This window comes from Inquilinus ginsengisoli (assembly GCF_050434925.1).
Classification (GTDB): Bacteria; Pseudomonadota; Alphaproteobacteria; order DSM-16000; family Inquilinaceae; genus Inquilinus; species Inquilinus ginsengisoli_B.
Genome location: NZ_JBNDJK010000001.1, coordinates 6,930,373 through 6,954,934 on the forward strand (window position 1 = coordinate 6,930,373; position 24,562 = coordinate 6,954,934).

The 24,562-nt window shown below is 69.2% G+C and carries 21 protein-coding genes and 1 pseudogene; 10 read left to right on the forward strand and 12 right to left on the reverse strand.

Going from position 1 to position 24,562, the window contains the following annotated elements; translation table 11 throughout:
- The first annotated feature begins 68 nt into the window (after nucleotides 1–68).
- The gene (locus QFZ27_RS32685; RefSeq protein WP_429230635.1) at nucleotides 69–971 is read left to right on the forward strand and encodes a LysR family transcriptional regulator; all 903 of its coding nucleotides are present in this window, start codon (nucleotides 69–71) and stop codon (nucleotides 969–971) included.
- A 2-nt stretch (nucleotides 972–973) separates the two neighbouring features.
- Here the strand turns inward: QFZ27_RS32685 and QFZ27_RS32690 are convergent, their stop codons facing one another.
- Nucleotides 974–1,912 carry a nucleoside hydrolase gene (locus QFZ27_RS32690; protein ID WP_429230636.1) on the reverse strand — a complete coding sequence of 313 codons (939 nt, stop codon included), beginning with the start codon at nucleotides 1,910–1,912 and terminating at the stop codon, nucleotides 974–976.
- Between the two features lie 80 nt (nucleotides 1,913–1,992).
- Here QFZ27_RS32690 and QFZ27_RS32695 point away from each other — a divergent pair, with 80 nt between their 5' ends.
- From QFZ27_RS32695 to QFZ27_RS32720, 6 genes are all read left to right on the forward strand, one after another.
- On the forward strand, nucleotides 1,993–2,970 hold the full coding sequence (locus QFZ27_RS32695) for an isopenicillin N synthase family dioxygenase (protein WP_429230637.1): 978 nt from the start codon (nucleotides 1,993–1,995) through the stop codon (nucleotides 2,968–2,970).
- A 105-nt stretch (nucleotides 2,971–3,075) separates the two neighbouring features.
- Entirely contained in the window at nucleotides 3,076–4,086 is a 1,011-nt protein-coding gene (locus QFZ27_RS32700) for an ABC transporter substrate-binding protein (RefSeq protein ID WP_429230638.1), read from the forward strand.
- Nucleotides 4,083–5,144, forward strand: coding sequence for an ABC transporter ATP-binding protein (locus QFZ27_RS32705; protein ID WP_429230639.1), 1,062 nt, complete (start codon nucleotides 4,083–4,085; stop codon nucleotides 5,142–5,144). The genes QFZ27_RS32700 and QFZ27_RS32705 overlap by 4 nt, the downstream gene beginning before the upstream one ends.
- A complete protein-coding gene (locus QFZ27_RS32710; RefSeq protein ID WP_429230640.1) occupies nucleotides 5,141–5,992 on the forward strand; it encodes an ABC transporter permease in 852 nt (283 codons plus the stop codon). The genes QFZ27_RS32705 and QFZ27_RS32710 overlap by 4 nt, the downstream gene beginning before the upstream one ends.
- A complete protein-coding gene (locus tag QFZ27_RS32715) occupies nucleotides 5,989–6,780 on the forward strand; it encodes an ABC transporter permease (protein ID WP_429230641.1) in 792 nt (263 codons plus the stop codon). The genes QFZ27_RS32710 and QFZ27_RS32715 overlap by 4 nt, the downstream gene beginning before the upstream one ends.
- Before the next feature lie 9 nt (nucleotides 6,781–6,789).
- Nucleotides 6,790–7,482 (forward strand): GntR family transcriptional regulator, encoded by a 693-nt coding sequence (locus tag QFZ27_RS32720; protein WP_429230642.1) that lies wholly within the window; start codon nucleotides 6,790–6,792, stop codon nucleotides 7,480–7,482.
- A 3-nt stretch (nucleotides 7,483–7,485) separates the two neighbouring features.
- Here the strand turns inward: QFZ27_RS32720 and QFZ27_RS32725 are convergent, their stop codons facing one another.
- Nucleotides 7,486–7,836, reverse strand: a complete 351-nt coding sequence (locus tag QFZ27_RS32725) for a cyclophilin-like fold protein (protein WP_429230643.1) — start codon at nucleotides 7,834–7,836, stop codon at nucleotides 7,486–7,488.
- 118 nt (nucleotides 7,837–7,954) lie between these two features.
- The gene (locus QFZ27_RS32730; protein ID WP_429230644.1) at nucleotides 7,955–9,148 is read right to left on the reverse strand and encodes an MFS transporter; all 1,194 of its coding nucleotides are present in this window, start codon (nucleotides 9,146–9,148) and stop codon (nucleotides 7,955–7,957) included.
- Between the two features lie 128 nt (nucleotides 9,149–9,276).
- Between QFZ27_RS32730 and QFZ27_RS32735 the strand changes: the two genes are divergently transcribed.
- Complete coding sequence (locus tag QFZ27_RS32735) at nucleotides 9,277–10,173, forward strand: LysR family transcriptional regulator (protein ID WP_429230645.1); 897 nt, start codon at nucleotides 9,277–9,279, stop codon at nucleotides 10,171–10,173.
- Between the two features lie 21 nt (nucleotides 10,174–10,194).
- On the opposite strand, the gene QFZ27_RS32740 is transcribed toward QFZ27_RS32735, so the two are convergent.
- The 7 genes from QFZ27_RS32740 to QFZ27_RS32770 all read right to left on the reverse strand — a co-directional run bounded on the left by QFZ27_RS32740 (nucleotide 10,195) and on the right by QFZ27_RS32770 (nucleotide 17,704).
- The gene (locus QFZ27_RS32740) at nucleotides 10,195–11,967 is read right to left on the reverse strand and encodes an adenine deaminase (protein WP_429230646.1); all 1,773 of its coding nucleotides are present in this window, start codon (nucleotides 11,965–11,967) and stop codon (nucleotides 10,195–10,197) included.
- A complete protein-coding gene (locus QFZ27_RS32745) occupies nucleotides 11,964–12,899 on the reverse strand; it encodes a nucleoside hydrolase (protein WP_429230647.1) in 936 nt (311 codons plus the stop codon). Before QFZ27_RS32745 ends, QFZ27_RS32740 begins: the two co-directional genes overlap by 4 nt.
- Entirely contained in the window at nucleotides 12,896–13,918 is a 1,023-nt protein-coding gene (locus QFZ27_RS32750; RefSeq protein ID WP_429230648.1) for an ABC transporter ATP-binding protein, read from the reverse strand. Before QFZ27_RS32750 ends, QFZ27_RS32745 begins: the two co-directional genes overlap by 4 nt.
- Nucleotides 13,911–14,684: an ABC transporter permease gene (locus tag QFZ27_RS32755; protein ID WP_429230649.1), complete on the reverse strand. Its 774-nt coding sequence runs from the start codon at nucleotides 14,682–14,684 to the stop codon at nucleotides 13,911–13,913. Before QFZ27_RS32755 ends, QFZ27_RS32750 begins: the two co-directional genes overlap by 8 nt.
- Complete coding sequence (locus tag QFZ27_RS32760; RefSeq protein ID WP_429230650.1) at nucleotides 14,684–15,514, reverse strand: ABC transporter permease; 831 nt, start codon at nucleotides 15,512–15,514, stop codon at nucleotides 14,684–14,686. The genes QFZ27_RS32755 and QFZ27_RS32760 overlap by 1 nt, the downstream gene beginning before the upstream one ends.
- A gap of 169 nt (nucleotides 15,515–15,683) precedes the next feature.
- Complete coding sequence (locus QFZ27_RS32765; protein WP_429230651.1) at nucleotides 15,684–16,709, reverse strand: ABC transporter substrate-binding protein; 1,026 nt, start codon at nucleotides 16,707–16,709, stop codon at nucleotides 15,684–15,686.
- Entirely contained in the window at nucleotides 16,706–17,704 is a 999-nt protein-coding gene (locus QFZ27_RS32770) for a LacI family DNA-binding transcriptional regulator (protein WP_429230652.1), read from the reverse strand. The genes QFZ27_RS32765 and QFZ27_RS32770 overlap by 4 nt, the downstream gene beginning before the upstream one ends.
- A gap of 669 nt (nucleotides 17,705–18,373) precedes the next feature.
- Here QFZ27_RS32770 and QFZ27_RS32775 point away from each other — a divergent pair.
- A complete protein-coding gene (locus tag QFZ27_RS32775; protein ID WP_429230653.1) occupies nucleotides 18,374–19,018 on the forward strand; it encodes an ArsR/SmtB family transcription factor in 645 nt (214 codons plus the stop codon).
- Nucleotides 19,015–20,244, forward strand: a complete 1,230-nt coding sequence (locus QFZ27_RS32780; RefSeq protein WP_429230654.1) for an MFS transporter — start codon at nucleotides 19,015–19,017, stop codon at nucleotides 20,242–20,244. The genes QFZ27_RS32775 and QFZ27_RS32780 overlap by 4 nt, the downstream gene beginning before the upstream one ends.
- Before the next feature lie 19 nt (nucleotides 20,245–20,263).
- Here QFZ27_RS32780 and QFZ27_RS32785 read toward each other — a convergent pair.
- Both QFZ27_RS32785 and QFZ27_RS32790 read right to left on the reverse strand, forming a co-directional pair.
- Nucleotides 20,264–23,377, reverse strand: a pseudogene (locus tag QFZ27_RS32785) (efflux RND transporter permease subunit).
- Complete coding sequence (locus tag QFZ27_RS32790) at nucleotides 23,374–24,486, reverse strand: efflux RND transporter periplasmic adaptor subunit (RefSeq protein WP_429230655.1); 1,113 nt, start codon at nucleotides 24,484–24,486, stop codon at nucleotides 23,374–23,376. The pseudogene QFZ27_RS32785 and the gene QFZ27_RS32790 overlap by 4 nt, the downstream one beginning before the upstream one ends.
- Between the last annotated feature and the right edge of the window lie 76 nt (nucleotides 24,487–24,562).

The window sequence follows — 24,562 nt, forward strand, 5'->3', positions numbered from 1 at the left end:
CTCGCGCCGTCATGGAAAATTCATTTATTCGAGTTTTCCATTCCGAAACGGAATGAGCAGGGGCTGCCATGCATAAGATCAAGATCCGGCACCTCGAGACCCTGATGGTGTTCATGAAGACCGGGTCGGTGACCGAGGCCGCGGCGGCCCTGGGCACGACCCAACCGAACGCCAGTAAATCGCTGAAGCAGCTGGAGGATTCGATCGGCATCTCGCTGTTCCAGCGCAGCGGCGGCCGACTGCAGCCGACGCCGGAGGCCGAGATCCTGTTCACCCATGCGGCGCGGCTGATGGAGGAGCTGACCTTCTTCGAGACCTTGTCGGTCGACCTGGCGCGGCTGAAGAGCGGCTTCGTCCAGGTCGCCACGCTGGCCACCTTCGGCGTGGCCCTGCTGCCGCTGGTGGTCGAGGCCTTCAACACCCGCTATCCGGAGGTGTTCGTCCAGATCGACATCCTCGATTCCGACAAGATCCATTCCTTCGTCAGCCGCGGCAATTACGACCTCGGCCTGGTCCATCATCCGAGCCAGGAGATGGACTTGATGGCGCAGACGCTGCGCACCGGGTCGATGGTCTGCATCATGCCGCCGGCGCATCCGCTGGCGCGGCAGGCCGGGATCAAGGCGTCCGACCTGGCCGGCCTGCCGCTGATCACCTATCCGAAGACCCTGCCCTTCGGCGCCGCGATCGCCAAGACCCTGGCCGATGAGGGCGTGCAGATCCGCAACCCGCTCTCGGCCAATCACAGCCATGTGGTGCGCAGGCTGGTCGAGCGCGGCCGCGGCCTGGCCCTGGTCGATGAGTTCTCGGTCTGGGATGCGGCGGCGGCGCCGGGCATCGCGATCCGGCCGTTCGCGCCGCGCATCCCGGTCTCGATCGGCCTGATCGTGCCGAAGCGCCGGCCGCTGTCTCTCGCCGCGCAGGCCTTCCTCGCGGCGCTGCAGGACGCGCTGGCCGCGCCGCCGCTGTAGCATCAGCCCAGCCGGGCCAGCCGCTCCAGCATCCGCCCGTAGAAGGCCGGAGCGTCGCATCCGGTCAGCCACAGGCCATTGGCGGGGCGGCCGGAGATGCCCCACCAGTCGACCACGGTCATGCCGAGGGTCAGCGGCGACGCCGTCTCGATCTCGACATTGCAGCGCCGGCCGGTGAACAGCTCCGGCCACAGCAGAAAGCCGACCGCCAGCGCGTCGTGCAGCGGCCGGGTGGCGGTGCCGTATTTCTCGTTCCCGAAGCGCTGGAAGAACCGCATCATCCCGGCGCCGGCGGCGCCGACGCGGGTGCCCAGCGCCTCCAGGTCGGCGATCCAGCTGTCCGGCGTTGGTGCCGCATAGGTGCAGTCGATCGGCACGGCGACGAGGTCGATGCCGGCGCCGAACACGATGGCGGCGGCGTCGGGGTCGACCAGGATGTTGAACTCCGCCGCCGGGGACATGTTGCCGCCCTGGAAGAAGCCGCCGCCCATCAGCACGATGCGGCGGATCTTGCGGGCGATCGCCGGGCAGCGGCGCAGCGCCATGGCGATGTTGGTCAGGGGGCCGACCGGCACCAGCGTGGTCGCGTCGTCCGGCCGGGCCAGCAGCGTCTCGACCATCCAGTCGACCGCGTGGCCCGGCTCCGGCGGCCGCGCCGGGGCCGGGAAGTCCCAGCCGTCCAGGCCGGTCTTGCCGTGCACCTCCTCGGCGAAGCGGGCGGGGCGCAGCAGCGGCCGCTCGCAGCCGGCCCGTACTGGGATCTCCGGCCGGCCGGCCAGCTCCACCACCCGCCGGGCATTCGCGGCGGTGACCGCGACCGGGACGTTGCCGGCGACGGTGGTGAGGCCGAGCACCTCGAGCTCCGGCGACGCCAGCGCCAGCAGGATGGCGAAGGCATCGTCCTGCCCCGGATCGGTGTCGATGATGATGGCTTCGGTCAAACTCACCTCCTCGTTCGCAAGAAAAATGTATACAGAAATGAGTTTCTGTATACAGATATCCCAAACAGGGGAGCTTGCGCATGGGTCGGGGAGAATTCTCGAACATCCCGGTGCTCGACGTGTCGCCGCTGCGCGGCGCCGCCAGGCCGGAGGACCGGGCCGGCACGGTGGCCGAGCTGCGCCGGACGCTGGAGACCATCGGCTTTGTCTACCTGGCCGATCACGGCGTGCCGCCGGAGCTGGGCGAGCGGCTGCACCGGCTGTCGGTGCAGTTCCACGACCTGCCGGCCGAGGCAAAGCTGCGCATCCGCATGAACGGGGCGCATCGCGGCTACATGCCGTTCAGCACCTCGACCATCGTCACCTCCTCGGTCGCCACGGTCACCAAGCCGAATCAGAGCGAATCCCTGATGGTGATGCACGACCTGGCCGCGGACGACCCGGCGCTGGGCGAGCCGTTGCAGGGCCCGAACCAGTGGCCGGCGGAGATCCCGGAACTGCGGCAGGCGGCGCTCGACTACATGCGGGCGATGTCGGCCCTCGGCCGCGACATGGCGGTGGCGATCGCCGAGGCGCTGGGCCTGCCGCCGACCTATTTCCTGCCGCACTTCGACCGCCCGACGCTGTTCCTGCGCCTGCTGCACTATCCCGAGCAGCAGCGCGAGGAAGGGCTGTTCGGATCGGCCCCGCACACCGATTACGGTTTCATCACCCTGCTGGCGCAGGATTCGGTCGGTGGGCTCGAGGTCCGCAACCGCGCCGGCGACTGGATCCCGGCGCCGCCGATCCCGAACACCTTCGTGATGAATGTCGGCGACATCCTGGCGCGCTGGTCGAACGACCGCTTCGCCTCGACCCCGCACCGGGTGCTGAACCTGAGCGGCCGCGAGCGCTATTCGCAGCCCTTCTTCTACGACCCGTCGATGGACTCGGTGGTCGACTGCCCCGCCGCCATCCTGACCACAGGTGAGGCGCCGCGCCACCCGCCGGTGCGCTACGGCGACTATCTCCTGGATCGGCTGAACAAGAACTACGAGTACCGCAAGAAGGCGTCCTGAGAACGCCAAGGGCCCCGGCAGAGGTCCCATGGGGAGGCGCCGCCCGGTCGGCGGTTCACAAACAGCGGAGACAAGGACATGCAGCCCACTCGACGGCAGGTTGTCATGGCATGCGCGGCCCTGATGGGCCCGGCCATGCTGCGGTTCCCGGCCCTGGCGGCCGCGGCGCAGGAACTGGTGATCACCACCTATGGCGGGGTCTGGGAGGCGTTCTGGCGCAAGAGCCTGGTGCCCGCCTTCGAGGCATCAACCGGCGCCAGGACCAAGCTCGACATCGGCTTCGGCCGCACCTTCACCTCGACCCTGCGCGCGGCCGGCAAGGACCAGCCGCCCTATTCCATGGTGATGATGAACGAGGTCTTCGCCTCGCTGCTGCGCAAGGAGGGGTATTTCGAGAAGTTCGACCTCTCGCTGGTGCCGCACTACAAGGATCTGTACCCGATCGCCCAGACCGGCGACGGCTGGGCCGCGGTCGGCATGATCTCGCCGCTCGGCCTCGGCTACCGCACCGACCTGGTCCAGACCCCGCCGAAATCCTGGAAGGATTTGTGGACCAACCCGGAGTTCCAGGGCCGCATCGGCCTCTACAACATCGTCAACTCGGCCGGCAAGGCGATGGTCATGCTGACCGGCAAGCTGTTCGGCAGCGGCCCGCAGGACCTGGACAAGGCCTATGAGAAGCTGGGCGAGCTGGCCCCGGTGCTGCAGACCGACTTCAACATGTCGACCCTGATGTCGACCGGCGAGATCGTGGTCGCGCCCTACGACTTCGGCGAGATCGCACGGCTGAAGCACCAGGGGCTGCCGGTCGAGTGCATCGTGCCGGAGGAAGGCCTGCTGATGTGGGACCAGACCTTCAGCATCTGCGCCAACGCCCCGGCGCGGGAGCTGGCTTACAAATACATCGATTTCATCCTGTCGCCGGAGACGCAGCTGATGCTGGCGCGGGAGTTCTTCGTCTCTCCGGTCAACCGCAATGTCGAGGTGCCGGAGGATCTGCGCGCCGACGTGCCGGTCTATGGCGAGCAGATGAGCCGCATCCTCGCCTGGGACTGGGATTGGGTGAACGCCAATGCCACCGAGATGACGGAACGCTGGAACCGGACCTTCCAGTGACCGAAGTCGTCATTTCAGAGCTGACCCGCAGCTTCGGCGCGGCCCGCGCGGTCGACCGGCTGTCGCTGTCGATCGCGAGCGGCGAGTTCGTCTCGCTGCTGGGCCCGTCGGGCTGCGGCAAGACCACCACGCTGAAGCTGATCGCCGGCTTCGAGGAGGCCGAGCACGGCAGCATCGCCTTCGACGGGCGCGACGTCTCGGCCCTGCCGCCGGAGCGGCGGGACATCGGCATGGTGTTCCAGTCCTACGCCCTGTTCCCGCACATGACCGTGGCCCGCAACCTGGCCTTCGGGCTGGAGATGCGGAAGGTGGGCCGGGCCGAGATCGCAACCCGTGTCGCCCGGGTGCTGGAGATGGTGCAGCTGCGCGGCATGGACGAGCGCTATCCGCGCGAGCTCAGCGGCGGCCAGCAGCAGCGCGTCGCCCTGGCCCGGGCGCTGGTGATCGAGCCGAGCATCCTGCTGCTGGACGAGCCCCTGGCCAATCTCGACGCCCGGCTGCGCGACGAGATGCGGGTGTTCATCCGCGACCTGCAGCGGCGGGTCGGCATCACCACCATCTACGTCACCCATGACCAGGCCGAGGCGATGACGATGTCCGACCGCGTCGTGGTGATGTTCGGCGGCCGCATCGCCCAGGCCGGCGCGCCCGAGGCGATCTACGAGCGGCCGGCCGATGCCAGGGTGGCGAGCTTCGTCGGCCAAGCCAACCTGTTGCCGGGCATCGTCGTGGCCAACGGCGCCGACGCCAAGATCCGCACCGTGTTCGGCGACTGCGCCGCCGACGGGCTGGACGGCGCCGCGCCGGGCGCTTCGGTCAGGGCGTTGCTGCGGCCGGAGGCGATCACCCTCGCCCCCGCCGGCATCGGCACCACGGCCACGGAGGGCGTGGTCGAGGGCCGCTATTATCTGGGAGCCATGGTCAACTACCGCATCCGGCTGCCGGACGGCAGCGATGTCGAGGCCCACAGCCTGACCCAGACCCGCTTCGCCGAGGGGCAGCGCGTCGCGGTGCGGCCGCCCGCCGCCCCGCTCTGGGTCGTCCCGGAGGCGCCATGACCCGCAAACGGCTGCCCTTGACCTGGCTGCTGATCGCGCCGGCGGCGGTGCTGCTCGGCGTGTTCCTCCTGGTGCCCTATCTCAACATCGTGCTGATGAGCTTCCGGCCGCCCGCCATCGGCGCGCCCTACGGGCCGGGGCTGACGCTGGAAAACTATCAGCGCGCCCTGGCCGACGGCTACTACCTGGGCCAGCTCGGCAGCACGCTGTGGATCGCGCTGCTGACCACCGCGGCGACGCTTCTGGTCGGCTTCCCGGTCGCGTGGCAACTGGCCCGCAGCCGGTCGCGCTGGCGCCCGGTGCTGTACGGCATCGTGCTGTCGCCGCTCCTGGTCGGGATCGTGGTCCGCAGCTTCGGCTGGACCATCCTGCTCGGCAACAACGGCGTCCTCAACAAGGCGGTGCGGTCGCTCGGCCTGACCCTGGCGCCGCTGCCGCTGATGTACAACACGCTCGGCATCGTCATCGCCCTGACCCATGTCTTCCTGCCCTTCATGATCCTGCCGGTCATGGCGGCGCTGCAGACCATCGACCCGGCGCTGGAGGCGGCGGGCCGGTCGCTCGGCGCCCCCAGGCGGGTGACGTTCCGGCGCATCGTGCTGCCGCTGGCCCTGCCCGGGATCCAGTCCGGCTGCATCCTGGTCTTCGTGCTGGCGCTCAGCGCCTATGTCACCCCGGTGCTGATCGGCGGCATGCGGGTGAAGACCATGACTCTGACCGTGGTCGACACCCTGACCGACGCCTTCCAATGGCCGCTGGGCTCGGCGCTGGCGCTGATGCTCAGCGTCGCCGGCGGGCTCTGCGTCGTCCTGTTCGCCCGGGCCACGCGCATGCGGTGGGCGGCATGAAGCAGCGCCGCCCGATCCTGTTCCCGATCTTCTGCGGGCTGGTCTATGCCTTCCTGCTGGCACCGATTCTGGTCGTGGTCGGCGCCTCCTTCAGCGCCGGCGCCTTCCTGGCCTTCCCGCCGCAGGGGCTGTCGCTGCGCTGGTACGAAGCATTCTTCGCCAACGAGGTGTTCGTCACGGCGATCTGGACCTCGCTGCAGGTCGCCACCATCGCCACCGTGGTCTCCGCCGCGATCGGCACCGCCGCCGCCCTCTACCACGCCCGCCATGCCGGCCGGGCGAAGGAGGCGATCCGCATCGCCGTGCTGGCGCCGCTGCTGCTGCCCGAGGTGCTGACGGCGATCGCACTGTTGTTCTTCTTCTATGCGATCGGCATCGGCACGCGGAACCTGGTGGCGCTGGTGACCGGCCATGTGCTGATCACCCTGCCCTTCGTGTTCATGAACGTCTCGGCCTCGCTGCAAGGCTTCGACCGGTCGTGGGAGCTGGCGGCGCGCAGCCTCGGCGCTCGGCCGTGGCGGGTGTTCGTCCGCATCACCCTGCCGCTGATCAAGCCGGGGCTGATCGGCGGCTGCCTGTTCGCCTTCATCATCTCCTTCGACACCTTCGCGATCTCGTTCCTGCTGAAGGACGTCGGAACCTCGACCCTGCCGATCCAGCTGTTCGACTATCTTCGCCTGAACTTCACGCCGGAGGCCGCGGCCGTCTCCACCATCAGCATCGTCATGACGCTGCTGGTCGTGGTGGTGACCGAGAAGGTGCTCGGCCTCAAGATCCAGAGGTTCTGACCCGCGACCATGGAAACCCCGGACGAAGATAGCGGCGTCCCGCGCCGGCCGGTGCTGTCGCAGACGGTGCTCGCCTTCCTCGAGCGCAAGATCATCCTGCGCGAGCTGCCTCCCGGCACCAAGCTGGTGGAGGAGGAACTGTGCGAGCGCTACGGCATCAGCCGGTCGCCGGTGCGCGAGGCGCTGCGGCTGCTGGAGGGCACCGGCCTGGTGATCCGCCGGCCGCGCCAGGGCGTGCGGGTGGCGCCGATGTCGCTGGCCGATCTCGACCAGATCTATTCCTGCCGGGTCAAGCTGGAGGCGCTGGCGGCGGAGGGTGCGGCCCGGTCGGCCAACCCGGTCGCGGTCGCCGGCGAGCTGTCAGTCGCCCTCGCGGCGATGCGGTCGGCGCTGGAGGCCGGCGACGTCGAGCGCTGCTTCGACGCCAATGTCGCGCTTACCGAGGCCTTGCACGAGGCCTCGGGCAACGCCGTGCTGCAGCGCCTGCTGGCCATCGTGCAGAGGCCGGCGCTGCGTTACCGCCACCTGGCCTATGGCGTGTCGGTGGAGATGACCGCGATCGCGATCGAGGCCAACCAGCAGATGATCGACGCCATCCGCCGCGGCGACGCCCCGGCCGCCGGCCGGGTCACCGCCGGGCTGGTCGAAGCCGCCTGGCAGATCGTCCGCGCGGCGCTGTCCTCGACCATCGGCAGGCGGTGACGGTCAGGACAGGGCCTCGACGCGGAGCGGGAGTTCGCCGCGGACCAGCAGCGGCTCGATGCCTCCGTCCAGCCGGCCGAGCCGGATCAGCCCTTTCGAATAGCGGTAGCCGGCGTAGAAGAACGCCAGGTTGCCCCACGGGACGTAATAGCAGAGGTCGCCCGGGGCCTCGTTCGTGAACGGCCCGCTGCCGTCCTCGGTGAGCTTTCGCGGCAGATACGCGATCTTCTCGTTGGTCGAGTAGTCGTCGATGGTGAGATCGAGCGGCAGCATCGATGCAAGGTCGCGGGCCGACGGGGTGTCGTCGAGGGTGGCCGTAAAGTCGCGGCCGTTGAAGGCAATCCGTATCTTCATCTCGGTTCCTCCCAGGTCAGCCGTGTTGCGCGGCGCGGTTTGAGCCGGTACCGCGTATGGCATGACGGTGCCGACGAGAGCGGCCGCGAGAAGGGCTCGGCGCCCGAACGATCGAGGTTCAGGCTTCATGCGAGAGCTCCCATTCGAACCATGCCGCGACCGCGGCCAGCGACGATCCCAGCAGCAGGACCGCCGCGAATGCGAAGGAGCTCCGCCAGCCTGTCCAGTCGAACAGCAGGCCGCCGATTGCCGCGCCGACCGTGATCGCAAGCTGGATGATGGCGACCTGCAGGCCTCCGCCGGCTTCGGCGTCGTCGCGCAGGACGCGGCTCAGCCAGGTTCCCCAGCCCACCGGCGCAGCGGTGCCGAAGAAGCCCCACGCGACCAGCAGGAGGGCCGTCGGCACCTGCATGGAGCCCATGGCGATCAGCAGGATCGCGATCCCGGCCATCACCAGAGGAATCGCGATCACGATCGAATAGAGGCGCGTGCGAAGCAATCGGCTGATGCACCAGGTGCCCGCGACACCCGCAAGCCCCATCAGCAGGAGGGCCAGCGACAGCGCCGAAACCGAATAGCCGGAGACGGATTCGAGGAACGGCCGCAAATAGGTGAACAGCGCGAACTGCCCCATGAACAGCAGGAAGATCGACGTCATGCCCAGGGCGATCTGGCGGCGCCGCAGCAGCCGGAACACATTCCCCCGGCCGGCCCGCCGCCGGGGCGGCAGCGACGGCATGCTTATCCACTGCCAGATCAGCGCCAGCAAGGTGAGCGGCACCACCAGGAAGAAGGCGCCCCGCCAGCCGATATAGGCCCCCAGAAAGCTCCCGAGCGGGGCCGAGATCGTCGCCGCGACGGCATTGCCGGCGTTGAGCATCGCCAAGCCCCGGGGCACCGCATCCTCCGGCAGCAGCCGCATGACGATCGCGGTGGACATCGACCAGAACCCGCCGATCGCGACGCCCAAGAGCGCGCGACCGAGCATCAGGATCGGGTAATCCGGGGCGAAGGTCACGATCGTCCCGGAGGCGATCAGCAGCACGGAGAACGACGCCAGGACGATCTTGCGGTCGATGCGCCGGGTCAGCCCCGCGATGAACAGGCTGGTGAGCACGGCGAAGAGGCCCGAGATCGAGATCGACTGCCCGGCCTGGCCTTCGGCGAGCCCAAGATCGTTCGCAATCGGCGTCAGCAGGCTCACCGGCATGAACTCGGACGCGATAAGGGCCGCGACGCAGAGCGCCATGGACGTCACCGCGCCCCAGGCTGCGCGCGGCCTCACCAGCGTCTCGTCATAGGTCGATTGCATGTTGCGCCTTTCACCCGCGTGTACGCGCTGAAGCTAGCAGTGGCGGATCCTATGGATTAGAGGCCACAATTCGCTTGAATTTATCGATATGAGCTATAAATCCTGTGCGATGATCGCAAGGAGCGCCGATGGCCAGGGAAGACTTCAACAACCTGCTGTGGTTCCTGGCGGTCGCCGAAGAGCGCAGCTTCACCAGGGCAGCCGCGAAGCTCGGCATTGCCCAGTCGACCCTCAGCCACACCATAAAGGGCCTGGAATCGCGCATGGGTATCCGGCTCCTGACGCGGACGACGCGAAGCGTCGCGCCGACCGAGGCAGGAGAGCGCTTGCGGCAGTCACTGGCGCCGCGCGTCGCCGAGATCGAGGCGGAAATCGCCGCGCTCATGGCGTTTCGCGACAAGCCGGCCGGGACCGTCAGGATAACCCTGTCGGACCATGCCTTCGAGAGCGTCGTGTGGCCGAAGCTGCGGCCGGTCCTGAGCTCCTACCCGGACATCAAGCTCGAGCTGAGCATCGACAACGGGCTCCGCAACATCGTCGAGGACGGCTTCGATGCCGGCATTCGGCTGGGCGAGAGCGTCGAGAAGGACATGATCGCGGTCCGGGTCGGGCCGGACTGGCGCATGATCGCCGTCGCTTCACCCCGATATCTTGCGGCCCATCCCGTGCCGAACCATCCGCAAGACCTGATCGCGCACGATTGCATCAACATGCGCCAGGCTACGGCGGGAGGCCTCTACGCATGGGAGTTTGCCAAGGACGGCAAGGATCTTCGGGTCAGGGTGGATGGGCAGTTCACCTTCAACAGCTCCTACCCCATGGTCGATGCGGCCCTGAATGGCTACGGGATCGCCTATGTCCCCGAAAGTCTCGTGGCACCGCAGGTTGCCGATGGGCGGCTGATTCTACTGCTCGAAGACTGGTCACCGAGCTTCGAGGGATACTACATATACTACCCGAGCAGGCGCCAGAACTCGCCTGCATTCGAGGTCGTCGTCGATGCGCTCCGGTATAGAGGCGCCTGATCCGCAAGATGTTCTCGCGACTCAGCCCGCTGCCACCAGAGGTCGGATCTCGCCGGTGGTGCCGTCGGTCAGGCCGAGATCGGTGACATGCGGCCCGGGGTTGCAGGCCAGGCTGGCGCCGACCACTGCCTTGAAGCTGCGGTAGGGCGGCTGCCAGTCGACGATGCGGTCCGCCGCCGCCTTGACCGCGGCGAAATCCGCGGCCACCTCCAACGCCGGCGCGTCGGACAAGAGGCCGCAGACCGGCAGCGCCACCAGCGCGGTCACGGCGCCGCCTTCGGCCACCGCCATGCCGCCGCCGGCCGCGATCACCGCATTGGCCGCCGCCGCCATGTCGGCCGGATCGCGGCCGAACACGGTCAGGTTGTGGCTGTCGTGGGAGATCGTGGTGGCCAGCGCGCCGCGCCAGTGGCCCCAATCATCCAGGATGCCGATCTGCGGCACGGCCGCGCGCCGGCCGTGGCGGTGGATCACCGCCATCAGGATGCGGTCAGCCGGCAGCACCACCGCGCCGTCCCTCACCTCGACCGCGAGGTCGCGCCATTCGGTGAAGCGCGGCCGGAAGATCGAGTTGACCACGGCCGTGCCGCGGCCCGGCAGGCGGAGGACGAAATCTTCGGCGGTCAGCGGCGGCACCTTCACGCTGTTGTGGAAGGCATCGGCCGGGCGGCCGAGCGGCCCCGCGGTCAGGCGTCCCTCCGCCGCGACCTCACGGCCCGAGGCGAAGACCCGCTCGACGCCCAGCGTCTTCAGCCCGTCGAGCACGACCAGGTCGGCGCGGCGGCCGGGCGCGACCAGGCCGAGGTCGCGGCGGCCGAGCCGCATCGCCGCGTTCAGCGTCGCCGCCCGGATCGCATCGACCGGGCGCATGCCGTAGCGGATCAGCCGCCGCAGCACGTCGGCGATGCCGCCGACGGCGACGAGGTCGTCCGGAAAGATGTCGTCGGTGCAGATCGTCAGGGTCTGAGGCAGGTGCGGCAGGGTGGCCAGCGCCTGCACCGTGCCAGGCAGGACGTAGTCGTGCGACCCGCGCAGCTCGACCGTGAAGCCGGCGCGCAGCTTGGCCAGCAGGTCGTCGCCCGAGGTGATCTCGTGGTCCGACTGGATGCCCGCGGCGGCGAAGCCTTGCAGCGACGCGCCCTCCAGCCCGCGGGCATGGCCGCAGACCAGCTTGCCGCTGGCGAGGCCGGCGACGACCACGCCCTGCATCGGCTCGCTGCGCTCGAGCACGCCGCGCATGTTCATCACCTCGGCGACGCCGGCGATCTCGGGCCAGCGCAGCATCTCCGCCATCTCGCCGCCGCCGAACTCCGCGCCCGCCACCTCCAGCCCCGGCGCCGAGGGCACGCAGGACGGGGCCAGCGTCAGGATCCGCAGCGGCAGCCCCTGCCCCGCCTCAACCGCCCAGCGCACCCCCGCCAGGCCGGCGACGTTGCCGACCTCGTGCGGGTCCCAGCAGATCGTGGTCGTGCCCTGCGGCACCACCACCTCGGCATAGCGCCGCGGCGTCACCATCGAGCTTTCGACATGCATATGCGTGTCGATCAGCCCGGGCGCGACGAAGCGGCCGGCGGCATCGATCCCCCGGCCGGCATCGCCGCGGCTGCCCGGGGCGTGCACGCTGGCGACCAGCGGCCCGACCAGGCCGATATCGGCCGCGCGGATCTCCGAGGTGGCGACGTCGACCAGCCGGGCGCCGGTGATCAGCACGTCAAACGGCTCGATCCCGCGGGCGGCGCGCACGGCGCGGTCGCGCAGGCCGGGTTCGTCCAGGTCGTGGGGCTCGCGAGTCATGGCTGGACCTTGGGTTGGGCGGTGCGTTCCAGCGCGCCGAGCGCCATCGCCCGGATGCGCTCGACATCCGGCACGGTGGCGATGTCGGCATTGGCGGCGGCCTTGCGCGGCACCCGCCATTCGATGACGGTCATGCCGCGGGTCAGCCGGCCGGACAGCTCGGCGTCCAGCCGGGCCGGGCGGAAACCGAGCGTCTGCGGCTCGATCCAGGCGGCCGCCGCCACCGGGTCGTAGAGCGGATGCGGCACCCCCGGCTGGCCGATGGAGGCATAACCCTCCAGCAGGTCGGCCAGCACCGTGGCGCGGTCGCCGCCGATCGCGCGCAGCGTGTCGGCATCGGCGACCGAGACCGTGACCGGACGGCAGGCGTCGAGCCCAACCATGGAAATGCGCACCCCGGCATCGATCACCGCTTGGATCGCCTCCGGGTCGACCGCGGCGTTGAACTCGGCGACGGCGGTGTGATTGCCGGGGCCGGCGCTGCCGCCCATCCAGACCAGTCGGATCCGCGCCGCCAGATCGGGCCGGGCGAGCACCAGGGCGGCGATGTTGGTCAGCGGCCCCAGTGCCAGGATCTCGGACCCGCCCTCCTCCAGGTACCGGACCAGGGCCGAAAGCGCCGGCTCCCCGGACAGCGGCGTGTCGGCCTCGGGCAGGGTGCGCCCGACCGTGGGCATGGCGCCGTCGCCGAGGGCATAGGCGGCGGTGACGAGGTCGCCCAGCATCGGCCGGTCGCGGCCAGGATGGATCGGCATGGCCCAGCCGAAGAAGGCGGCGGCGTCGCGGGCGTTCTGCGCCACCCGGTCGAGCGGGGCGTTGCCGGCGACCAGCGACAGGCCGGCGACCGCGACATCCGGCGCGTCCGCCACCATGGCGATGGCGACGGCATCGTCGAAGCCCATATCGGTGTCGATCCAGACCCGGCGCATCATGCCCGCTCCATCACCGCAGCGGTCGCCAGCGGCAGGTCGAAGGCGATCTCGGCCCCGGCCTCGTGCCGAGGCGCGGCCGCCGGCACCTCGGCCTTGATCGGCCCCGCCGGCGTCTCCAGCAGGTATTCGACGGTCTGGCCGAGATAGGAGACGCCGCGCACCCGGCCGCGATGCGGCCCGGCGCCCAAAGCCACCGCCTGCGGCCGCCAGCCCAGCGCCTTGGCCGCCGCCGGCAGGGCGAAGCCCGGCGCCAGGCTGCCGCCCGCAGTGGCCAGCCTGCCCTCCTCCACCGCAAAAGTGTTCTCGAAGCCCATGAAGCGGGCGACGAAGGGCGAGCGCGGCGCCTCGTAGATCTCGTCCGGCCGGCCCATCTGCTCGATCTGGCCGGCGCGCATGACGATGATCCGGTCGGCCAGGGCCAGCGCCTCGGCCTGGTCGTGGGTGACGTAGATCATGGTGATGCCGAGCTCGCGCTGCAGCCGGCTCAGCTCGCTGCGCATCTCCAGCCGCAGCCGGGCGTCGAGGTTGGACAGCGGCTCGTCCAGGAGCAGCAGTTGCGGCTCGACCACGATCGACCGGGCCAGGGCGACGCGCTGCTGCTGGCCACCGGACAGGGCCTTGGGCAGGCGCTGGGCGAAGCCGGACAGGCCGACATTGGCCAGGGCCGCGCCGACCCGGGCGGCGATCTCCTTCTCCGGCAGCTTCTTCAGCCGCAGGCCGAAGGCGACGTTCTCGGCCACCGTCAGATGCGGGAACAGCGCGTAGGATTGGAACACCAGCCCGACGCCGCGCTTGTTGGCCGGCACCCGGGTGATGTCGCGCCCGGCCAGGGTGATCCGCCCGCCGGCCGGGGCCATCAGCCCGGCGATGGCGCGCATCGTCGTGGTCTTGCCGCAGCCGGAGGGACCAAGCAGCGCCACCAGCTCGCCGCGCCGGATCGACACGGTCAGCCGATCGACCGCGACCTGGCCGTGATAGGCGAGCGTCAGCCCGTTGATATCGAGGAAGGCGTCAGACATAGCGGGACAGCCCCAGCAGGCGTTCGGCGACCAGCACGATGGCGAGCGACATCAGGGCCAGCAGGCCCGACAGCGCGGCCACCGACGGGTCGTAGTTGAATTCCATGTAGAACATCATGTCGATCGGCAGCGTCGAGACCCCAGGGCCGGACAGGAACAGCGACACCGGCACCTGGTTGAAGGAGGTGACGAAGCCGATGACGAAGGCGGCCATGATGCCGTTGCGGATGTTCGGCAGCACCACCCGGAAGAAGGCCCCGGCCCGGCTGGCGCCGAGCAGCACCGCCGCCTCCTCCAGGTCGACCCGCAGGTTCTTCAGGCTGGCCGAGGTGATGCGCACGGCATAGGGCACCAGCAGCGCCGTGTGGGCGACGAACAGCGCGGCCATGACCGGGATGCCGGCCGGGATCACCAGGTGCCGCAGCAGCGCCAGGCCGACGATGATGCCGGGCACGATGATCGGCGCCGTGACCACGCCGCGCACCGCCTCGCGCCCCGGCAGATCGTAGCGCTCCAGCGCGTAAGCCGCGGGGATGCCGAGCAGAAGCGCCGCCCCGGTGGCGCCGAGGCCGAGCGCCATCGACAGGGCGAACGAGGAGCGGAAGCTCTCGACCTCGAACACCTTCTCGACCCAGCGCAGCGACAGGGCCTGCGGCGGGAAGGCCAGGGTCTCGCCGGCGGACAGGCCGGCGATGCAGATCAGCAGGAACGGGCCGATCAGGAACACCATCACGGCGGCGAGCAGGGTGTGGCCGGCGAGGCGCATCAGCCGGCCCTCCGCCGCCCCGTGGCCAGCCGCTTCAGCCCGCTATGGGTCACGATGCTCATGCCGATCAGGATCACGGCGATGACCCCGGCGGCGGCATAGTCGTTGGCGACCGAGACGCGCTGGTACATCAGCGTCTCCAGCATCAGCACCTTGGACCCGCCGAGGATCGCCGGGGTGACATAGGCGGTGAGCGAGCCGACGAAGACCAGCGTGCCGCCGACCACCAGCCCCTCGCGGGTCAGCGGCAGCAGGATGCGCCGGAACACCGTCCACCAGGAGGCGCCGAGCACCCGGGCCGCCGGCACCACGTCGGCCGGCAGGTTCTCCAGCGCGCTGACCAGCGGCAGTACCATCAGCGGGAAGAACAGCTGGATCAGGCCGATGAAGATCGCGGTCTCGCTGAACAGGAAGCGGATCGGCTCGTCCGACAGGCCGAGCCCGGTCAGCGCCACATTGACGATGCCGGTGCGGCCGAGGATCACCAGCCAGGCATAGGTGCGCGCCACCGGCGAGATCATCAGCGGCAGCACCAGCAGGCCGACCAGCTTGCCCTTCACCCCGGGCGAGGCGTCGACGATCACCAGCGCCACGGCATAGCCGACCACCGCCGCCACCGCCGTGACCGTCAGGGCCAGGCGGAAGGTGCGGAAGAACACGTCGCGGTTCAGCGGCTTGGCGAAGAACTCGGTGAAGTTCTCCAGCCCCCAGCCGGCGGCGGAGTGGAAGCTGCCGGCCAGCAGGATCGCAACCGGCAGCAGGAAGCCGGCCGCGACGAACAGCGCCGCGGGCGCCATCAAGGCCAGGCCGATGCCTCGCTTCTCGAACATGCGGCGCTCAGAACTCTAAACTGAATAAAAGATTGTCATGCCCGGGCTTGACCCTGGCATCCAGAAGGTCTCGACACCCTCTGGATTGCCGGGTCAAGCCCGGCAATGACAGCTGAGAGAAAGCCTCCTGTTCGGAGCGCCTATGCTTGAGCCTGTCCATGGCCCCGGCCTACTGCGCGACCTTGGCGTTCCAGCCGGCGACCCAGGCCTCACGGTTCTCCAGCATCGCCGCGGGCTTGATGAAGCTGAGGCTGGCCGCCGTCTCGGCGCCGTAGGTCAGCGCCTCCGCCGTCTCGGCCGGCACCTCGACCGACGTGTTGGCCGGGCTGTCGACCAGGTCCATGGCCAGCTTCGTCTGCACCTCCTGCGACAGCCAGTAATCGATGAACTTCAGCGCCAGCGCCTCGTTCTTCGTGCCCTTGACCAGGGTCAGCACGTTCATGCCGCCGGTCTGGCCCTCGCTCGGGGTGGCCCACTTTATCGGCAGGTCGAGCTTCCTGATGTTGGCCCAGCCGAAGCGGCCGACCACCGCGGCCAGGATCTCCTCCTGCTCGAACAGCTGCGGGATCTGCGAGCCGCGCTCGTAGAAGGTGACCACGTCCTCCCGGTGCGCGGCGATGGCGTCGATGCCGGCTCTCAGGTCCGGCGTGGTGCCGCCCTCGGCCTTGTCGATCATGTAGACCGCCAGCGGCCCCTGGGTGGTGGTGATGTTCGGCAGGGCGATGCGGCCGGCCAGCTCGGGCTTGAACAGGTCCTTCCAGCTGGCGATCGAGACCTTGTCCGAGCGGTAGACGATGCTGGTCGAATAGAAGGTGTAGCCGACCGCCAGATGGCCGCCGAGCGGGTCCTGGGCCAGGTCGTAGAGCGCGCCGTAATTCGACAGCTTCGACACGTCGATCGGCTGGATCAGGTCCTTCCTCGCCGCCTCCAGCGCGTTGAAGTCGGCGATCGCGGCGACATCGATCACCGGCGACGCCTTGTTGGCCTCCAGCTTCGCCAGCCGCTCGCTGCTGTTGCCGGTCTCGACCACCAGCTTGCAGCCGCAGCTCGCCTCGAACGGGTCGTACAGGTCCTTCTTATAGGCATCCTGGGCGATGCCGTAGACCGAGATGGTCAGCGTCGGAGTCTCGGCAAAGGCGGGCGAGAGGCCGAGAACAGCCAGCGCGGCGCCGGCGGCGATGCGGGTCGGGATCATGAAGCACCCCCTCTTCGGTTGTCGTTGACGTGTCGTGGCGCGGCGGTCGAAGCCCGCAGCACGAGCTCGACCGGAAACACCCGTGCCCCCTGGCGCTCGCCGGTGGCCACGGCCAGCGCATGGTCGGCGATGGCGGCGAGGTCCTGCCGCACGGTGGTCAAGGGCGGCGAGACGATACGCGCCCACATCAGGTCGTCGAAGCCGGTGACCGAGACGTCCTGCGGCACCCGCACGCCGCGCGCGGCCAAGCCGGTGACGAAGCCGACGGCCAGCGCGTCATAGGCCGCGGCGCAGGCGGTGACGCCGGCGAGGTCGACCTCGGCGCCGATCTCAGCGCCCATCTCGAAGCTGGTGACGGAATGCCGGATTCGCGGGGTGATGCCGGCCCGGGCGAACACCTCGCGCATGCCGTCGGTGCGCTCGCGCGACACCTTGGAATCCTTGGGTCCTGCCAGCAGCAGGATGTCGCGGTGGCCGAGTTCGATCAGGTGGCGGGCAACCTGGCGACCGCCGTCGCGATGGTTGCTGGCCGCCGTGTTGCCGCGGGTGGCGGCGCTGTCGATCACCGCCACCGGCACCGGGATGGCGGCGGCGTCGACCATGGTGCCGCGGGTCGGGATGATCACCAGCGCATCGATGCCGCGGCCGACCAGGTTGGCGATCTCCGCCGCCTGCCCGTCGGCCGTGCCCAGGCTGTCGCCGACCAGCACGGCGACGCCGCGGCTCTTGGCGGCGCGCTCGATCGCCTGGGCGAAGATCGGGAACAGCGGCTGGCCGAAATCCGGCACGATCAGCCCGATGGTGGCGCTGCGGCCGGTGCGCAGCGCCCGGCCGGCATGGGCCGGGACGTAGCGCAGCTCCGCCGCCAGAGCGCGGATCCGCCCCGCCAGCTCGGGCGACAGCCGCCCCTTGCCGCGCAGCGCGTTCGACACGGTCGCCCGCGACACGCCGAGCCGGCGCGCGAGATCGAGCATGGAGGGCGGTTTGCCGGGCATCGGCTCCTGATATCACGATTAAGCAGGTTGCACGATTAACCATGCAGGGCGGCTGCGGCGCAAGCCGAAACGGCGCGCTGTTTCGGCTATCGGCACCGTCGTGCAAATCTGACGCTTGGCACCCGCGGGGAATGGCGGGAGACGGCCCCAAAGCGGACCTTATGAGTCCCAAAAGCTTTGAAAATCACTGTCATGGCGCTCGATGGCTTCCTGAAGCGTAGAAAACCACTCGCAACGTTCCGACAAGTCTTCTTCCGTCAAAAGCTCGATTAGGTTGCGGTCCTGACAAGCCTGCAATCGAGGATCTAGTGGAAAATTGAAGAAGTCTGCCGCAAGTACACAATAGCCCCTCCGATATAAGTTCTCGAAGCAGGCATAACGAACCGACTTGGCGGCATTGACACGCCGCCAGACGTAAATTTCTCGGTAGAGATTGGACATGCGAGAGCGGCAATGCCGCTGGCTGATCGCTGACGCCGATCATCTTGGCCGAAGTCCGGAGTCTTGTCACCACCTCTGGTGACTTCCGCTTCCCGTCCACACCGGCTGTCGTCGTCCGGCGGCAAGCGTCAGATTTTCACCATCAAGAGAAGACGCCAAGCGGGGCACCCTTCGTGCGTTTACAAAGAAACCTTTGCAAACATGCCTTTGTAAAATTAAGCTCGGTGGATGAAATTCCCTCGCCTTGGTCCGACTGCCGCCGCGACCGCGCCTCGCGCCGTGAGCCAGGTCGTTCCCGATCCGACGGCCCTGAAGGCGTTGGCGCATCCGGTTCGATTGCGGATGCTGGGCATGCTCAGGGTCGATGGCCCTGCCACCGCGACGCAATTGGCGGCGCGGCTGGGCCTCAACAGCGGCGCGACGAGCTATCACCTGCGCCAACTGGCCCAGTACGGCTTCATCGAGGACGCGCCAGGACCCTCGCGCCGCGACCGCTGGTGGCGCGCCAGCCACGAACTGACATCCGTGCTCGAGACCGAAGCCGAGGGCGCGGAACTGGATGCCGGCGTCGCCTTCACCCAGGCAGCGCTATCCCTGCAGGTCGGCCAGATGCAGCGGGCCGTCGAGGAATATCCCGAGCTGCCGGCCCCTTGGCGCAAGGCGAGCACGACCAGCGACGTGATCATCCCGCTGACGGCGGATCAGGCCGAGACCCTGACCCGGCGGCTGACCGACGTCATGCTGGAGGCGATGCGGGCCGCCCCGCCCCTTGGGGAACCGCTGCCTCCGGGCATGGCGCCCTTCACCATCATGCTGCACGCCTTCCCGTATCCGGGCCGCCTGCCGCACCGGGACGAGGATGGTGAGCCGTGAGCGCACGCGCACCCTTTCTCGCCCTCGCCGTCGCGGAGACGTTCTCCATTTCCGGCACGAGGCTGTCGACGATCGCCATTCCCTGGCTGGTGCTGAGCACGACGAACAGCCCCATGTCGACCGGGCTGGTGGCGATGATGGAGATGCTGCCCTATGTCGTCGCCAAGGCGCTCAGCGGCCCGCTGATCGACCGCGCCGGCCCCAAGCGGATCGCCATCGTCTGCGATGCGGCCTCGGTGGTCGCGGTCGGGCTGGTGCCCCTGCTGCATCTCCTGGGCATGCTCACCATCCCGGTCCTGCTTCCGATCGTCTTCGTCATCGGCGTGCTGCGCGGTCCGGCCGACGCGGCCAAGCAATCGATGGTGCCGGACATTGCCGAGCGGGCGGCGGTGCCGCTGGAACGGGTGACCGGCGTCGTCGGCACCATCGAACGGCTGGCATCGACGGTGGGCGCGGCCGGCGCCGGCGCGCTGATCGCCGTGACCGGCCCGGCCCAGGCCCTGGTCTTCAATGCCGTCACCTTCGCCGTCGCCGCCCTGATCGTCGGGGTGGGCATTCCGGTGCAGCGCCACGCCCCGGCCGCGGCGACGGCGTCCTATGGCCGGGAGTTGCTGGAAGGCTGGACCTTCCTGCGCCGGGATGCGGTGCTGATGGGCATCGTCATCATGGTGGCCACCACCAATCTCCTGGATCAGGCCTTTCACGCCGTTCTGCTGCCGGTCTGGACGCGGGATGCGGGGCACGGCCCGGAACTGCTGGGGGCGATGCTGGCGGTGTTCTCCGGCAGCTCCGTGGTGGGTGCCGCCATCGCCGCCTCCATCGGCGAGCGGATGCCGCGTCTCGTCGTCTATACGGCCGCGTTCCTCCTGACCGGATTTCCGCGCTTCCTCGTCCTCGCGGTGGACGTGCCGCTCGCCCTCGTCTTCGCCACCCTGGCGATCGGCGGGTTTGCCTCGGGCTTCCTCAACCCGATCCTGTCGGCCGTGATGTTCGAGCGGATCCCCAAGCCCTTGATCGGCCGCGTCACGTCGATGAGCACCGCACTCTGCTGGACCCTGATCCCGTTCGGCGGGCTCTTCGGCGGCGCGCTGATCAGCGGCATCGGCCTTCACGCCGCGCTGCTGCTGACCGGGCTGGCCTATCTGGCGGCAACGCTGCTGCCGCTGGCGCGCAAGAGCTTCCGCGGTTTCGAGAAGAGACGGATCGCCGACGCCGGCGCGTCGTGAGCAGCCGCGATGCGCGCCGTCACTCGGCGCCGGCCGGAACGGGGATCGCCTCCAGGTTTCCGTGACCCAGGGCGTGCTCAGGCGAAACGGCAGGCTTCACCCGGAACCAGGCGGCGTAGAGCGCCGGCAGGAACAGCAGGATCAGCACCGTGCCGATCGCCGTGCCGCCGATCAGCGTGTAGGCCATCGACCCCCAGAACACCGAATGGGTGAGCGGGACGAAGGCGAGCACGGCGGCCAGCGCCGTCAGGATCACCGGGCGGGCGCGCTGCACGGTCGCCTCGACCACCGCATGGTAGTCGTCGAGCCCGGCATCCCGGTTCTCCTTGATCTGGCCGATCAGGATCAGGGTGTTGCGCATCAGGATGCCGGCGAGCCCGATCAGCCCCAGGATGGCGTTGAAGCCGAAGGGCTGGTTGAAGGCGAGCAGGATCGGCACGGCGCCGACGAGGCCGAGCGGGGCGGTGAGCATCACCATGGCGGTCGCCGAGAAGGAGCGGACCTGCAGCATGATGAAGACCAGCATCAGGGCGATCATGATCGGGAACACGGCGGCGAGCGCGGCATTCGCCTTGCCCGCCTCCTCGATCGACCCGCCCATCTCGATGCGGTAGCCGTCGGGCAGCGAGGCGATCAGCGGCTGCAGGGCCTGCATGACCTGCATCGAGACTTCGGGCGGCTGGGTGGCCTCGCCGATGTCGGAGCGGACGGCGATCGTCGGGATCCGGTCGCGCCGCTTCATGATCGGGTCTTCCATGCGCACCTCGGCATGGCCGATCTGGTCGAGCGGGATCAGGCGCCCGTCGCGGCTGGTGAGCGAGAAGTCGACAAGGCGGGCGGGATCGAGCCGCTCGCCGCCGGCGCTGCGGGCCACCACGTCGACGGTGCGGATGTTCTCGCGGACCTGCGTGACGGTGACGCCGGTGAGCAGGAACTGCAGCTGCTGCGCCGCTTCCGCCGGCGACAGGCCGATCAGGCGCAGCCGGTCCTGGTCGAGGACATAGCGCAGGGTCGGCACGCGGTTGCCCCAATCGCGATTGGCCTGCCGCACGTCGGGCACGCCCCGCATGATGGCGAGGGCCTGCTCGGAAATCCGGCGCAGCTCGCCGGCGTCCGGCCCCATGACCCGGAACTCGACCGGGAACGGCGTGTAGGGGCCGAACACCAGCTGGGTGATGCGCAGATAGGCCTCGGGCGCCAGCCCCTCGGCCACGGCCGTGCGCAGCCGGTGCTTCAGGGCTTCGCGGGCCTCCGCGTCCGGCGTCAGGATGACGATCTTGGCGAAGGCGGGGTCGGGCAGCTCCGGGGACATGGCCAGGAAGAATCGCGGCGCGCCCTGGCCGACATAGCTGGTGACGATCTGCGCCTCCGGCTGGTCCGCCAGCCAGCGCTCGACCGTCTCGACCGTCCGCTCCGTCGCCTCGATGCTCGTGCCCTCCGGCATGCGCACCTCCACCAGCACCTCGGGACGGTCGGAGGTCGGGAAGAATTGCTGCTTCACCGCGCCCATGCCGATGACGGAGAGCACGAAGACGATCGCCACCGCGCCGCAGGTCAGGAATTTGTGGCGCACGGCGAAGGCGATGACCCGGCGCAGGCGCCGGTAGTTCGGCGTGTCGTAGATGGCGTGGTGCCCGCCTTCGACCGGCTTGATCTCGGGCAACAGCTTCACGCCGAGATAGGGCGTGACGGCGACCGCCACGACCCAGGAGGCAATCAGGGCGAAGCCCACGATCCAGAAGATGTTGCCGGCATACTCTCCGGCGGTCGAACGGGCGAAGCCGACCGGCATCAGCCCGACCACCGTCACCAGCGTGCCCGACAGCATCGGCGCCGCCGTGTGGCTCCAGGCATAGGCCGCGGCCGCGATCCGGTCCATGCCCTCCTCCATCTTCACCACCATCACCTCGATGGCGATGATGGCGTCGTCGACCAGCAGCCCGAGCGCGAGGATCAGGGCGCCGAGCGTGATGCGGTCGAAGAAGCGGCCGGTCTCCAGCATGACCAGGAAGACTACCGCGAGGGTGAGAGGAACCGCGGCCGCGACGACGATGCCGACCCGCTAGCCGAGGCTGAGCAGGCTGACCAGCAGCACGACCCCGAGCGCCATGAAGAACTTCAGCATGAACTCGTCGACCGACTCGGTGATGTTCACCGCCTGGTCGGTCACCTTGGTCAGGCTGAGCCCGAGCGGCAGGCTGCCTGCGATCTTCGCCGTCTCCGCCTCCAGCGCGCGGCCGAGATCGAGGCCGTTCCAGCCGTCCTGCATCACCGCGGACAGCATCAATGCCGGCTCGCCCTGGTGGCGGATGATGAAGGTCGCCGGGTCCTCGTAGCCGCGCCGGACATCGGCGATGTCGGAGAGCTTGAGCGTGCGGCCGCTGGCGGCGATCGGCGTGTCGGCGATCTTCTGAAGGTCGTCATAGGCGCCGTCGAGGCGGATGAAGACCTGCGGCCCCTCGGTGTCGATCGACCCCGCCGGCGTCACCGCGTTCTGCCGCTGCAGCGCGACGAAGATGTCCTGCGCCGAGACGCCGAGCGTGACCAGCTTGGCATAGGAGAACTCGACGAAGATCCGTTCCGGCCGTTCGCCGAGAATGTCGATCTTCTTGACGCCGGGCACCTGGAGGAGCTGCTGGCGAATCGCTTCGCCCTGCCGGACCAGCGCGCGCATCGGCATGCCGTTGGCCTTCAGTGCATACAGCGCAAAGCTGACATCCGAATACTCGTCGTTGACGAACGGGCCCATGGCCCCGGCGGGCAGCTTCCGGGCCTCGTCGCCCAGCTTCTTGCGGGCCTGGTAGAACTGCGCCTGCACCGCGGCGGGCGGGGTGCTGTCCTTCAGGGTCAGCGTCATGAAGGCCAGCCCGGGCCGCACCATGGTCTCGACCCGGTCGTACCAGGCCAGCTCCTGCAAGCGCTTCTCAAGCGGTTCGGCAACGAGGTCCTGCATCTCCTGCGCCGTCGCGCCCGGCCACGCGGTGGTGACGGTCAGCGTCTTCACGGTGAAGGCGGGATCCTCGGCGCGGCCGAGCTCGAGGAAGGCGAAGGCGCCGGCGATCGCGATCGCGATGATGAAGAACAGCGTCACCGAGCGCTCGCGGACGGCCAGCGCCGAAAGATTGAAGCTCATGGCGATTCCGCCTTTGCCACCAGAATGCGGACGGTCTCGCCGTCATGGAGGAGATGGGCGCCCAGCGCCGCGATCCGCTCGCCGGGTTCGATGCCCGCCACGATCGCGGTCTCCTCGCCGAGCCGGCGTATCGTCACCGGCCTGAAGCCGACCGTGGATCTGGCCTGGTCGATCACCCAGACGCCGGTCTTGCCGCCGTTGTCCAGAACGGCACCGATCGGGACCTCGACGTCCTGGGCGGCATCGGCATCCGCGATCCACAGCGTCACTGTCGCGCCCAGCGGCGCCGACGCCGCATCGCCGTCCAGCACGTATCGCGCCTCGTAGGTCCGGGTCTGCGGGTCGGCGGAATCCGACAATTGCCGCAGGCGGGCGGGCCAGCGCCGCTTGTCGAGGCCGTAGACGGTCGCCTCGGCCTGCGAGCCCAGGACCGGCCTGACCGCCTCGGGTAGGGCGACGATGGCCTCGCGCGGCCCGGCATGGGCCAGCCGCACCACCACCTGTCCGGCCGAGACGACCTGGCCGGGCTCGCCGAGCGTCTCCATGACGACGCCGTCCGCGTCGGCCGCGAGGGTGGAATAGCCGGCCTCGTTCGCCGCGACCCGGGCCTCGGCTTCGGCGGCGGCGAGCTGCGCCTCGGCGGAATCCAGCGCCGCCTTGGCCTGCTCATGGCGCTGCTTCGTCGCCCATCCCTTCGCGACGAGATCGGCGTATCTCCTGTCGTCCGCGCGGGCCTGCACCGCCATCGCGCGGGCGGCGGCCACCGCGTTCTGCCTGGCGGTCAAAGCGAGGCGCAGGTCGTTCTCGTCGATGCGCATCAGGGGCTGGCCGGCGGCGACCCGCTCGCCGATGTCGACCATGCGCTCGACGATCTTGCCGGGCACCCGGAAGCCGAGATTGCTCTGCACCCGCGCCGATATCGAGCCGGTGAACGCGCGCTCGACATGCCCGACCCGCTTGGCTTCGGCGATGGCGACGGCCGGCGGAGCGCTGCGCGGATCGACCTGCGCCGCCCGCTCTTCGGCCGCTCCGGAGACCACGACGACGCCTGCCGCGCCGATCGCCAGCAGCGGCAGAGCCACGAAGAGCAGGAGGCGCGTCTTGTTCATGAGCGGGGTTCCGACGACTGGGGCAGGCAGGAATCAGTGTATATGCACGTATCTGCCGAAGCTGTGAGTCTTGGGG